This is a genomic window from Reichenbachiella agariperforans (assembly GCF_900142205.1).
Taxonomy (GTDB): Bacteria; Bacteroidota; Bacteroidia; order Cytophagales; family Cyclobacteriaceae; genus Reichenbachiella; species Reichenbachiella agariperforans.
In genome coordinates this window covers 289,082-301,780 of sequence record NZ_FRAA01000003.1, presented here as the reverse complement: position 1 = coordinate 301,780, position 12,699 = coordinate 289,082, and the positions used below count along the sequence as shown (strand labels likewise).

Below are 12,699 nucleotides of genomic sequence, written 5' to 3'. Positions count from 1 at the left end.
GAAATGAAGTGATTTTAAGTAGTAACTTAAAAATCTCACATGCGTATTTTTATTATTGCGGATAATGTTTTAATAATTGTGTTTAATAACTGATAATCAATTAAATAAAATGATAAAAAATAGCGAAAATACGCAAAATATCTCTATTCAAAACTGTGAGTTGATTGCAGATATGATTAAAAATTTTGCTGAAAAGGAGATTAAACCGCAGTTCATGCAATGGGATGAGACTCAGGAGTTTCCTATTGACTTGTTTAGGAAGCTAGGTGAAATGGGTATGATGGGGGTTCTTGTACCAGAAGAGTATGGAGGTTCAGGTTTTGGTTATCATGAGTATGTGACAGTGGTTTCGGAGATAGCAAAGATTGACGGTTCTATTGGTTTATCCGTTGCTGCACATAATTCGCTTTGTACGGGGCATATCTTACAGTTTGGGAGTGAGGGACAAAAGCAACGATGGTTGCCCAAACTTGCGTCAGGAGAATGGATAGGTGCATGGGGCTTGACAGAGCCTAATACAGGTTCTGATGCAGGTAATATGAAGACAGTTGCGAGAAAGGATGGTGACCATTGGGTGATCAATGGTACGAAAAATTTTATCACCCATGGGATTAGTGGTGATTTGGCAGTAGTGATGACAAGGACTGGTGAAGCTGGTGATTCACATGGTATGACGGCCTTTGTGGTGGAGCGAGGGACGCCTGGCTTTTCTGGAGGTAAAAAAGAGAATAAATTGGGGATGCGGGCATCAGAGACTGCTGAAATGATTTTTGAGGATTGTAGAGTGCCTGAGGAGAATATATTGGGAGAAGTTGGAGAAGGGTTTGTGCAAGCTTTGAAGATTCTTGATGGGGGGCGTATTTCTATTGCAGCATTAGGGCTTGGGATAGCTCAGGGGGCATTAGACGCGGCTGTTGCATATGCACAGGAGCGGAAGCAGTTCAATCAAGAGATTGCTAAATTTCAGGGGGTTTCGTTTAAGATAGCGGACATGGCGACTCAGGTGATGGCGTCAAGACTATTGATCAAGCAGGCTGCTGAACTGAAAAACCAAGGCAAAAGTGTAAATAGAGAATCTGCGATGGCAAAGCTTCATTCGTCAGAAACTGCTGTTTCTGTAGCCAATGACGCTGTTCAGATTTTTGGAGGCTATGGTTATGTTAAAGATTTTCCAGTCGAAAAATTCTACAGAGATGCTAAATTGTGTACGATAGGGGAGGGGACTTCAGAGATTCAGAAGTTAGTTATATCTCGTACTTTGTTTGATAAAATTTAATTAATACTAGAGGGAGTCTTGGTAAAGTCTGAATTGAATCATAAATTTGCGCTCCTTTAGAAAACAAGATATTATGTTAATTATAAACGTTAAAGAGAACGAATCAATTGATAAGGCTTTGAAAAGATTCAAAAAGAAGTTTGAAAAAACGGGTGTTTTGAAAGAATTGAGGTCTAGAGCATACTTTGAAAAGCCTTCTATTACAGAGAGAACGCAAAAGATCAGAGCTGCTTACAAGCAGAAAATGTTCGCTGACGAAAACTACTAGTCTTTGTAGTTTTTCTGGATGGTTTTTGATAAGTTAGTATAACCTTCATGTCAAGGTTATACTAATGATAGAACCTTTTATAAAACACCTTCTTAACGAAAAGCGGTACAGCATTCATACTGTACAATCATATGAAATTGACATCAATCAATTTCATGCTTTTTTAGAAGATCTTAACGAAACGCTAGAAACTGCTAATCCAAAGCTTTTGCGAACTTGGATAGTTTCTCTCATTGAAGCTGATATCAAGCCCCGATCAGTTAACAGGAAGATTGCATCCCTGCGAACTTTCTATAAATTCCTTATAAAACGAGAAGTAGTTGCCCAGAATCCTGTAGTAGGGATACGCCCGCTCAAAATACCTAAGCCTCTACCAGAGTTTATTCAAAAAATTGAAATGAATAACATGTTGGATCAGATGGTGTTTGAAGATAACTTCTCAGGCCAAAGAGACCGTTTGGTACTCGAGCTACTCTATGGTACCGGTATTAGATTGTCCGAATTGATAGGTTTAAAGGTTGCGGATGTTAATTTGTATGTTGCTACCATTAAGGTTTTAGGAAAAAGAAATAAAGAGCGTATTATTCCTCTGTCAGTTGACAACACCTCTATCATCAAAACGTATAATAAGCATAAGCAAGAAGCTGGTTTTGATAGTCCATTTTTGTTAGTGACAGATGCTGGTAAGCCATGCTATCCTATGTTGATCAATAGGATAGTGAAGCGATACCTCGGGTTGATATCAAAAATAAATAAGAAAAGCCCTCATGTGCTAAGACATACTTTTGCGACGCATATGTTAGATAATGGGGCAGACTTGAATGCGGTCAAGGATTTGCTGGGACATGCAAGTCTTGCTGCTACTCAAGTCTATACTCATAACTCTTTGGAGAAGCTAAAATCGACCTTCGATCAGGCGCATCCAAAGGCATAAATCAATTGTTTAATTAAAATTTAATCTTATGAAATTACAGATGCATTCCATTCATTTTGACGCAGATCAAAAATTGGTAAACTTCATCCAAAAGAAGGCTGACAAGTTGGAAACATTTTATGACCGTATCATTGATGGTGAGGTTATCATGAAAGTGGAGAACGCAGATTCGAGAGATAATAAGACAATAGAGATTAAGGTTAATATACCTGGGACACAGTTATTTGCTAAGAGACAATCTAAGTCTTTTGAGGCAGGGACAGATGAGGTGATAGAATCACTGAGACGTCAACTGAAAAAGAGAAAGGAAAAGATGGCGGCTCACTAAGTCGTATTACATATTAAGAATATAAAAAAAGCCGAAGTGAGAACTTCGGCTTTTTTTATATCTAATCAATTGGGCGGTTTATAGTTCCCCGTCGTTATTATTGTTTTGATTGTTGTCTTGCTTATCTTCTCTGGTTTTCTTCTGATTAAGACGGTAGGTAAAGCTGAGAATAAACTGTCTCGATCTCCATTGAAACACCGAGCTGGACTCAAAGCCTGTATCGGCAGACTCGTTTCGGTACTTTCTGGTGTTGAACAAGTCTTGTACACTGGCTGTGAGTGTGGCTTTGCCATCGAAGAAGTCACGGGTAGCACCTAAGTCAACGGTGTAGAATGCCAGTCTCTTTCCCTGAGTGGTGTTCTGCGGTCCTCTGTAGTTCAGGTTGGCCTGAAAATCAATGTCTTGAGGAAGGTCAAACTTTGTGTTGACCCGGGCACTGTAGGAGCGGGCATCTGCATCGAATGACTCGCCTCTCGCTTCCCCTGCTGTGATTCGCCTGAAAAAATTGAAGTCACCATTCATTGTCCACCAATCGGTGAAGTCCTGCGATACATTGATCTCAAAACCATAGGCATCTTCAGTCGCTAGATTGTAGAGCTTAGAATGCATCACGCCATCGTCATCTGGATTTGGGCTGGGGAAAGTCAAACGATCAATCTCATCGGTTGTATGATTGTAGTATATCCCTCCATAGAAAGAACCCGTTTCCCAATTATGGAGATACCCTAGTTCATAGGAGTCTGTCAATTCAGGGTTTAAGTCAGGGTTTCCAAAGCGTAGGTTTCTATAGTCGCTAAACCCACTAATAGGATTAAGGTTGCGGAAACTGGGTCTACGTAGACGCCGTGAGTAACTCAATTGTACATTTTGATTTTCGTTCATTTCGTAGGTGAAATGCCCGGAGGGGAAATAGTTGACATATTTTTTTGTGTTCGTGTCATCAAGTATTTCAGATTCAAGTGTTGTCTCAATGTTGGTGGCTTCTACCCGTAAGCCGAGTTGATAAGAAATCTTGCCGAATTTATTGCCATAAATAGCGTAGGCGGCATAGATGTTTTCTTGGTATTCAAAATCGTTGGACAAACTATCTTCTCTGACCCATATTTCGTTTTCTAGACTTTCGATTAGATAGTCATTTCGGATGTTTCTTAGTGAAGTTCGAATGCCGAGCTCAAATTTTCCGGTTTCTGAAAAGGGATGAATATAGTCTACCTGTGCTAGTTGAGTTTTCTCCCCTTCGTCGTTTCTCACCTTTTGGATCACATCGCTATCTGGTTTAGTCGATACCTGATCGATGTCTGACTGCTCTAATTCGCTATTGTCACGGTATTGTAGATATGCTGTTAGTTTATGATCCTCGTGATCAGAGAAAGTTTTTTCATAATTAAGGGAGGTTTCGATTAGACTTTCGTCTTCTTGCTCAGTATCATCCCTATTCGTAATGTAGCGTAGCGAATCGTAGACGTCAAAATCATGGTAGATTAGTGTAGTATTATTGGTTTCGTCTCCTACATTATAAATTCCTGTGAGGGTGAGCTTGTTATTGTCGTTGATGAAATAATCTGCACCCACTCTATAGTTTTGAGAGATGCCTCCCCGATCATGGTCGCGACGGCTATCGGTAGCGTAAGTGGTGTCTGTCTCATAGTAAGTCGTGTATGATTCTCCATAGCCGTTGTAGCGGCGGTAGCTGAGGCCTGCTCCGGCGAAGAAGTTGAACTTGCCTGACCGGTAGTTGATACTGGCATTGGGTCTGATCAGGTCAGGGTATCCAGCGTCTAGTCCGAATGTCCCGTTCAGGCCTTTTTGTGCATCTTTTTTGAGTACTATATTGATGATGCCGCCCGTGCCCTCTGCATCGTAGCGTGCCGATGGATTGGTGATCACTTCTACTCGTTCGATCATATTGCCTTGTAGCATGCGGAGTGCATCTTGACTACTCATGCCTGCCATGCCTGATGGCTTTCCATTGATTAGGATGTTGACATTGTCATTGCCCCGGAGAGAAACGTTGCCTTCTACATCTACTTGTACAGAAGGGAGATTGTCCAGTATGTCGGAAGCATTTTTTCCGATATTACTTATATTTTCATTTACATTAAAGGTCTTTTTATCGAGTGAAAATTCGACTTGTTCTTTCCTGCCTTGAACTACTACTTCTTCCAATTCTTGGCTGTCGACTGTCAGCATAATGTCTCCTAGGTTGACATCTGAGTTGCTGACTATGAAATTGATGTTTTTGGTTTCGAAGGAGATGAATTTTACTTCCAAATAATAAGAACCAGGTTTTACTTGAAGCTGGAAGGTGCCTGATTCTTGTGTGATTTGTCCATCGATTAACTCGTTAGTGGTTTTGTCATGAATAGAAGCAGTAGCATATGCCAAAGGTTCTTTTGATGAAGCATCAATTATTTTGCCTCTGACTTGGTACTCAGTGGCAGCAATGGACCAGTTCGGGATAGAAAATAGGATGGTGGTGAATACAGCAAGGAATAATGCTTTCATGTGTTCGATAATCGTACGTTTTAAATGTTTTCATCACAAAGATAGAATGCAAATCTGTGTAGAATTTGAAGTTTTACATGAGTGGGTAGATAGCCTTGGATACAAACGAAAGACTCCCAGTCATGTATGTGAGATAGTGAATAGGGTGATTAGGATAGCTCAATGGTGATTTCGTGTTGTTTTAGACTCTGATCAAAGGAATAATCAAATCCATAGTTGGATAAATCACAGATCTTTTTGATGATAGATAGACCTAAACCGATAGAATCGTTGTTGGAGCTGTCTTTTTTGAACCGTTGCATGAGTATCTCTGTCGTGGCGTGTAGATCGTATCCTGAGTTGGTTATTTTGAGTTTAGTATGGCTTAGCGATATCGTGATATTGCCGGCAGTTGATAGGTTATGTTTGATGGCATTTTGGAGAAGGTTGGTGAGTAAGATTTCGATTAGTACAGGGTCGTTTTGGATGACTGTGTCAGTTGCTAATTCTGTTTCGATATGGATGTGTCGTAGTTCAAATATGTCGGCGTTTTCTTCACAGATATGTCGGATCATATGACTGAGCTGGATGTCTGCAATATGGTTGAACTCCTTGTTTTCTATCCGGCTAAGAGTGACCAGAGATTGTTGAATCTTAGAGACCTTGTTAAGCGCCTTTTGGGACTGAATTGTCCAATCGATTTGTTGTTCGGACAGCTCACTGTTTTGCATCAGGAGGTCGAGTTTTCCTGAAGCAATAGCGAGTGGTGTACGGATCTCGTGTGCTATATTTTCGGAGAATTCTTTGAGGTTATTATAGTCTGTGACTGTTCGGTGTGTCATGTTCTCAATGAAGTCATTGAGTTTTTTGAACTCTGAAGTGCTGGCGGGTTCAGTTACGATTGGTGTAGAGGTTTGGACATTGAAGTTCTGAATAAGTTTTAGTGCTTTGTGAAAGGGTTGAAGGAGCCATTTAGATACGAAAAAGCTGTAAATCAGGGAGAATAGAATTAATGCTATAGATACGACTAGCGTAGCTTTGAAAGTTCCATAAAAGGTGTCGAGGGGTTCGATGACTGATTCGTAGATTTGGAAATGGTACCAGTCTTGGTTGATTTGAACTGTTTTTTTGATCTTTCGGTGGTGAATTATTGCCTTGGAAGGCCCGTGATAGGCTGTGGTGTCCTTGAATGCTCTCGAATGGTGCATGTCTGCACTGTCTACTATGAGTGAAATTTGTACGCGCTGATCGGTAAGGGAATCATAAGGGATTCCTTTTTCAATGAATTTGGAGAGTCTGCCTACTTCTCCATTGAGCTCATAATCGGTTTCTTTATCAATTAACTGGGTGAAGGTAATATAGTAGAAGACCCCTCCCAGAGAAAGAACAACTAAACTAAGTAGCAAGTAGAATAGCGTAAGTTTTTGAACGAGTTTCATGCGTCAATTGCGTATTTATATCCAGAGCCATAGACTGTCTGTATGAAGTCATTGCCACCTGCGGAGATGATTTTTTTTCGAAGATTTTTGATGTGTTGATAGACAAAGTCCAAAGAACCTAACGTGTCCGTGAAATCTCCCCAAAGATGCTCGGCGATCGCTAGTTTGGTTATGATTCGGTTCTTGTTAGCATAGATGTAGAGGAGCAAATCGTATTCTTTCTTGGTGAGTGGGATTAGGGTGTTGTTGATACAGACTTCTTGTTTGTCTGTGTCTATGGTGATGTTACCGATCTGTAGTTTTTGATTGCCGCCCAGCGTGTTTCGTCTGTAGAGTGCTTTGAGTCGAGCGATTAGCTCTGTCATGAAATATGGCTTAGTAATGTAGTCATCTGCACCAAGGTTGAGCCCTTCTACTTTGTCATCCAACTCATTTTTGGCGGATGCAATGAGGATGCTGATGTTGATATTTCTCGACTTGACAAACTGGATAATCTCAATACCATCTCCATCTGGTAACATTCTGTCTAGAATTAGAATGTCGTATTCGAATGCAACGAGCCGGTCTTGACAGGCTTGAATAGACGTAGCACACTCACAGAGAATACCTTCATTTTGGAGGTAGGTGAGGATGTTGTTTTGCAAATCAACGTTGTCTTCGGTCAGAAGTACTTTCATTCAAATAGAGGGTTGATGAAGGACAAATAAAACATTAGATTTTGAATTTTGTCTGAAGCTAATCAATAATGGAGATTTTCACTTGATAAGTCGGGTGGGGAGCGACGAGTAGTGAAGTGCATAATGGGTGTAGCAAAAGATACTGATATTGGTTAATTTAGTGCCATAAAATACAATGCCCATGAAACAACACATCAAGGTTACCAAGAACTTTTACTTCATCGCCACGGTGGTTTTTCTGGTATGGATGCTGTTTTTTGATTCCAATGATTTTTATTCCCAATATCAACTAAAAAGTAAGGTCGAAGAACTCGAAGATCAAAAAGCTTACTATCAGAAGAAGATTGAGCGTACGGAAGCAGACCGTGAGGCACTCCTCAATGATGATGAACTGTTGGAGAAGTTTGCTCGTGAAAAGTATTTCATGAAGAAGGATGGAGAGGATGTTTTCGTAGTAATAGAAGAGTGATGTTACAAGTAATAGATATGAAGAAATTAGTAGTGATTAGCCTGTTTTTCGCTTTGATGACTGGTGTGGCAATGGGGCAATCACGCAATGGCTATACGATAGAAGGGGATAAACGTGGTAACCAAAACCGTGAGTGGATGGATAAAGTCTATGTTGGTGGAGGTATAGGGTCGCTGTTTTTTAGTGATCGTGAGACAAATGTAGGCGTGTCTGTATTGACGGGGTATAGGTGGACCGAAAAACTCAATACTGGTGTAGGTTTGACCTATCAATATTATAAATGGAAGCCAACTAATACGAATTACAATGACTATGGAGTCAATGTGTTTGCTCAGTACGCGATCTACCCGCCATTCTTTCTGATGGCGCAGTATGAATACCTAAATCTAGATTATGTCGAAGAGCGAAGAGGATATGATGCTTTTTTTGTGGGAGGAGGGTATTCTCAGAATATTGGTGGGAAAGCGGCTATTAATTTTTACGCACTCTATAATGTGACCTATCGTACGGGTCGAGACAATGGACGCTATGCTTCTCCCTGGTCTATAGGGGTGAATATCATGGTAGGCTTCTAATAAATTGACCACTGGTTTGTGCCAGCAGTCAATTTGTTTTTCGTATCCTTATATTTTTGTCAAATCCAGGAATAGCAGTCCTTCTGGTTTTTTGCCCTGTGCTTTTGCTTTTTTGCGTTGCTGCTGTGTTTTCTTTTTGATGTAGTTTAGACTCTTGTATTTGCTATAGTAACTCTTGAAGTTTAGCTTGTCTTGCACCATCCACTGTTCATAGGTGGATAGGTTGTCTCTAAACTCTTTGTTTTCCAGGTTGGGGCTGTTAGGTCCATCGATGCGGTACTCATTGAGTAGTGCTAGTATGTACATGAGTTTTTGCTGGAGGATAAATGTTTGCTCACGGATCGACCCGAATTTGGGTAGGTCGTTGAATCCAAATGCGTTGATACCAGTGGTGATAGCAGCCATGATACCGACGAAGGGCACTAACTCACTGGCTGTAGATCCGTCATCAAAGACGTTACCACTAGCGGTATAAACAGCCAAAAACATAGAAGTCACGGATAAACCTTTTTTGAGGCTCTGGACTTTGTTTTCTCTGTCTTCCATTTCGTTGTTGATTTGAGAGAGTAGCTCTATCAATTGCACTGCATCGTCTCTGTAGTCTAGATAGGTTTCGTAGGTTACTTCGGTGTTTTCTCGGTGCTCTACAGTGATGGTAAATGCTTTCTGATCCACATAGCCATGTGGGTCTCTAACCACTAGTAGCATGTCGAATTTTTTGGGTTGCATCTCTACACCTACCACTTCAAAACCAGGAGTCCACTGAATGGATAATAGGTTGTTTTCAAAATCCCATACCATGTTTTCGGGAGCACCGATGATGTCTATTTCCAATTCAGAAAACTGATCATTTCCATCTTGAATAAAGACTTTCTTGTTTAGAGTAATACCTTCTCTGATCTGTTCGTTTTGCAGGTTTAGGATTTTTGGGGGCTCGTTTCGGATACTTTTTCTGATGAGAAATGTCTTGGAGATGGTGTTTGGGTTTTCAGGCCCTTTCTCTGTTACTTCTACCGTTACTTTCATAGGGAAGAAGCTTCTCAGTCTTCGGATTTCGTCCCCGTTGATTTTCCATGTGAATAGCCCTTTTTCAGACAATCTCGGATTACCGATTTTGCTGGGGATGATTAGCTCATAGAGTAGTGAGTCATGATCCATATCATCTGCTGATAGATCTATCGACAGGGCCTCATTTTCTGCGACGTAGTATTCATCCAAAACAGGGAATTTGAAATAGGGCAGGTGATTGTTGCTACTTAGGGCAAACATGAGCACTTCCTTGGTGACGTTATGGTATTCGTCAGTAGCGATCAGTGTGAGACGATAGTATTTCTGTTGGATTTGCAGTGCATCTGGAGACCACTCTATGTTGAGGTGATGTCCTTGGCTTTTGATGACGACATTGTCGAGAGACTTTAGTTCAGGATTTTCATTGAAATAATAGTCTAATACGGCGCCAGTAGAGTCTGCACTGTAGGGTAGATAGGCCGAAGCATATAGGTGGAAATCCGAGGCGGGGTTGATTTTGTAGACGCCATTTTGGAGAACAGCATTGCTTTTGATCGTAATCTGCGGAGCAGAAGAGGGCTGAGTGATAATGATGAATATGGACTGTGCATCTACCAATCTCTCTTCGAGATATAGATGTACTTCGACGATGGCGTTGTTTTTAGCATAATGATTTGGGATGTCCCAAAAAAAGTTGCCAGACGGGTCGAGTGTAGCACCTTCGGGTGCTTTGATCAATCTGATACGACCATAGTCAAGTGTTTTCCCTATTTGGAACTTTATTTTTTCTCCTCTTTGTGCTTGAATGAAGCTCTGGTCTATCGAGAGTTTGAGACTGTCATTGGCTTGACCAAAAGAGAAATGAGAGAATAGGCACAGGGAGAGAAGGACGAGTAATCTAGTTCTTAACATATATGTCGCAAATGATGTTTTTAGCTATATTTAGTTGCTTTCGAGATCGTGACAAGAAAAAAGTATGCCATTTTCAGTACTACAGGTGTGTTTTTTTAGTTGGGGTTGATTGTAGAATTAGGTTAGATAGATCGTGGTATATGATTAGGTGTTGAGCCATTTCCAGAATTTTTGAAGTGCATTTCCTTCTACTTTTTCTGGTTTATGTTTCTTGATTTTTGCTTTCTTTTTGGCTGGAGTATTGGTAGGGCTGGTTTTGACTTGGGATTGGTAGTATTGTTTTTTTGCTTCTTTTTCTTGCTGCAATTGACGCGCCTTTTTTCTTTGCTCTTCTTTCTCTTTGCGTCTTCTTTCTGCTTCTACTTTGTTGACAGGGTTGGGTTTCTGTGATTTTTTGTTTCGGCGAGGGTTGTGTTTTTGGGTTCTTTCACGTTTTGGCCCGCTGGTGTACACGATGGCATTAGGATCTAGCGGTTTAGATTCTTTCTCTTTTTTCTCTTGAGCTTTTTGCTCGGGCGTTTTGGGTTGTGGTAGATCGATTTTTCCCTTGATGGTGAGCCCTTGGAGCGTTTGAGCTTTTGGAGCCTTGATGATTTTGACAGATTTGTCCAATGCAAGTAGTTCGGCTCTGGCTTCTATTAATGTACCATCCTCAGCTTCTATGGGTTGATATTCTGGCTCTGGCTCTGCCGAAACTGACTCTTCTGTGATTGGGTCTATTGCTTCTTCTGGCTGTGTGTCGGGTTCATCGATCGCTTCTTTCGCTTGGACTTCTTCCACATCTGCGGTCGTAGTAGATTCGTCCATTTCGTCAGGTATTTCTTCTGCTTCCAGTACTGTTTCGGTGGGCAATATTTCGTCCTCTAGTTCCATTTCTACTTCATTGACCGTAGAACTATCGGTTTCAGGAGCGACAGCTTCTTCCAAGATGATTGTTTCGGTCGTATCTACAGGAGATTCTTCTAGGACAGGCTCTTCTTCTGTAATAGGGGCTTCTTCAGGTTCTTGGTAGTCAAATGCCTCGTGGACTAGCTCGATGGTTTCGTCCGTTAGCTTAGAATTAGTCCCCTGAGGTGTGTCAATCGATCTTTCGGATAGGAAATCCGCCAATTGATTGGGGGTGATTTTGATCTTTCTAGCTAAGGAACTCAGTCTCATACTTTAATACTTAGGCGTGTTTAGGTCGCAAATATAATGGTCAGAAAAAAAAATCAAGTGAATTATGTTAAGTAGTATCAAAAGATGATAAAAAAGTGGGATGTTTTTTTAGGTGTTTTAGCTGATTTGTCGTCAGCTGGTTAGGTTTTACGATAATCGAAATGGGAATTGCCTTTTGGAGTTTGCTGATTAGTCCCTTGTTGATGTTGTTGATTTGCTTTGTTAGGTCGGATTTGTCATCGACTAAAAACATAGCAGTGTAAAGCCCGAATCGAGCGAGTAAGGTTTCGATGAGTTGTATTAGATATTGCTCATTATCATCTGGACTGTAGATATAATCTACTGCGAGGAACCGAAATTGTTGATTGAGTAACCGGTTGAAGACCGGGATTCTACTACCAACATTGAGCAGAATTTTGCCCAATGGACTAGGTAAGCTGTGAATCTTCCATTGTTCTGGGTTGGCTTGTAGTCCAGCCAATATCTTTCCGTCCGAATCCCGTAGGACAAAGTAGTTGTCTTGATAGAATAGATTGTCTTCCGTGTAGAAGTTATAGTTCTGATAGTGAGTGCTGAGTAGTTTTCGTAGCAGTGGCTGAGTCTCGGGAGTCACTCGCTCTGGTAAGCATCGCTCTCGGGGGAAGAGTCTTCCTATCATTTGGGTCCGAAAGCTACCTATTGTCTCAAAACCAAACTCCTCGCAGAGTAGCGCCGACCTTGCATTGTTGGGGTCTACATAGGCATAGAATAGGTTGGGCGTATGACTGGCGTGAGCAAATGCCGTCCCGGTTAGTAATTCGTGTACTTCTTGTTTGAGTTGGCTGTTCTTTTTGCGTCCATTGGGCAGTCTTTTGGCGACTCTGAGTTGATCTAGGAATGAAAAGTAGCGAACATAGTAGCTAGTGAGTGGTGTTTGGTCTATCCTCGTTTCGCGTTCACAAAAACAACATACGCCCAGTAGACGATCTCCTTTTACCAGTTCAGCAAAGTGGGGTCGAGGAAGTTGACTGAGTTTTTGATCAGTGGAGAGCTGCTGGTAGACAGGTGACTGTCCCGCTGCGCCGATCACATTGGTACTGAGCATCTGTCTGATGCGTGGGCTGACTGCTTTGCTTAGATATAAAATCGACATTTTCATAGGTCGTCTGGTCGACAAATCTAAGGCAAGTCG

General features: G+C 41.2%; 12 protein-coding genes. 6 read left to right on the top strand and 6 right to left on the bottom strand.

Translation table 11 applies throughout. From position 1 onward, the window contains the following. Positions 1-109: 109 nt before the first annotated feature. From BUB99_RS10460 to hpf, 4 genes are all read left to right on the top strand, one after another. A complete protein-coding gene (locus BUB99_RS10460; protein WP_073122252.1) occupies positions 110-1,276 on the top strand; it encodes an acyl-CoA dehydrogenase family protein in 1,167 nt (388 codons plus the stop codon). A gap of 73 nt (positions 1,277-1,349) precedes the next feature. After that, positions 1,350-1,544 carry a 30S ribosomal protein S21 gene (rpsU, locus tag BUB99_RS10455; protein WP_073122250.1) on the top strand — a complete coding sequence of 65 codons (195 nt, stop codon included), beginning with the start codon at positions 1,350-1,352 and terminating at the stop codon, positions 1,542-1,544. Between the two features lie 64 nt (positions 1,545-1,608). After that, positions 1,609-2,478, top strand: a complete 870-nt coding sequence (locus BUB99_RS10450; RefSeq protein WP_073122248.1) for a tyrosine-type recombinase/integrase — start codon at positions 1,609-1,611, stop codon at positions 2,476-2,478. 28 nt (positions 2,479-2,506) lie between these two features. Next, positions 2,507-2,806, top strand: coding sequence for a ribosome hibernation-promoting factor, HPF/YfiA family (gene hpf / locus BUB99_RS10445; protein ID WP_073122245.1), 300 nt, complete (start codon positions 2,507-2,509; stop codon positions 2,804-2,806). 78 nt (positions 2,807-2,884) lie between these two features. Here hpf and BUB99_RS10440 read toward each other — a convergent pair whose 3' ends face one another. The 3 genes from BUB99_RS10440 to BUB99_RS10430 form a co-directional block, all read right to left on the bottom strand. Further along, positions 2,885-5,311 (bottom strand): outer membrane beta-barrel family protein, encoded by a 2,427-nt coding sequence (locus tag BUB99_RS10440; protein ID WP_073122242.1) that lies wholly within the window; start codon positions 5,309-5,311, stop codon positions 2,885-2,887. Between the two features lie 149 nt (positions 5,312-5,460). Then, a complete protein-coding gene (locus BUB99_RS10435) occupies positions 5,461-6,729 on the bottom strand; it encodes a sensor histidine kinase (RefSeq protein WP_073122240.1) in 1,269 nt (422 codons plus the stop codon). Further along, positions 6,726-7,406 (bottom strand): response regulator transcription factor, encoded by a 681-nt coding sequence (locus BUB99_RS10430; RefSeq protein WP_073122237.1) that lies wholly within the window; start codon positions 7,404-7,406, stop codon positions 6,726-6,728. Before BUB99_RS10430 ends, BUB99_RS10435 begins: the two co-directional genes overlap by 4 nt. A 181-nt stretch (positions 7,407-7,587) precedes the next feature. On the opposite strand from BUB99_RS10430, the gene BUB99_RS10425 reads away from it, so the two are divergent. After that, complete coding sequence (locus BUB99_RS10425; protein WP_073122550.1) at positions 7,588-7,875, top strand: FtsB family cell division protein; 288 nt, start codon at positions 7,588-7,590, stop codon at positions 7,873-7,875. Between the two features lie 17 nt (positions 7,876-7,892). Next, positions 7,893-8,450 (top strand): hypothetical protein, encoded by a 558-nt coding sequence (locus BUB99_RS10420; protein ID WP_139280969.1) that lies wholly within the window; start codon positions 7,893-7,895, stop codon positions 8,448-8,450. A gap of 48 nt (positions 8,451-8,498) precedes the next feature. Here BUB99_RS10420 and BUB99_RS10415 read toward each other — a convergent pair whose 3' ends face one another. From BUB99_RS10415 to BUB99_RS10405, 3 genes are all read right to left on the bottom strand, one after another. Continuing rightward, positions 8,499-10,370, bottom strand: a complete 1,872-nt coding sequence (locus BUB99_RS10415; RefSeq protein ID WP_073122230.1) for a hypothetical protein — start codon at positions 10,368-10,370, stop codon at positions 8,499-8,501. Positions 10,371-10,514: 144 nt separating this feature from the next. Next, a complete protein-coding gene (locus BUB99_RS10410) occupies positions 10,515-11,528 on the bottom strand; it encodes a hypothetical protein (RefSeq protein WP_073122228.1) in 1,014 nt (337 codons plus the stop codon). A gap of 67 nt (positions 11,529-11,595) precedes the next feature. Continuing rightward, positions 11,596-12,660: a hypothetical protein gene (locus BUB99_RS10405; RefSeq protein ID WP_073122225.1), complete on the bottom strand. Its 1,065-nt coding sequence runs from the start codon at positions 12,658-12,660 to the stop codon at positions 11,596-11,598. Positions 12,661-12,699 lie beyond the last annotated feature (39 nt).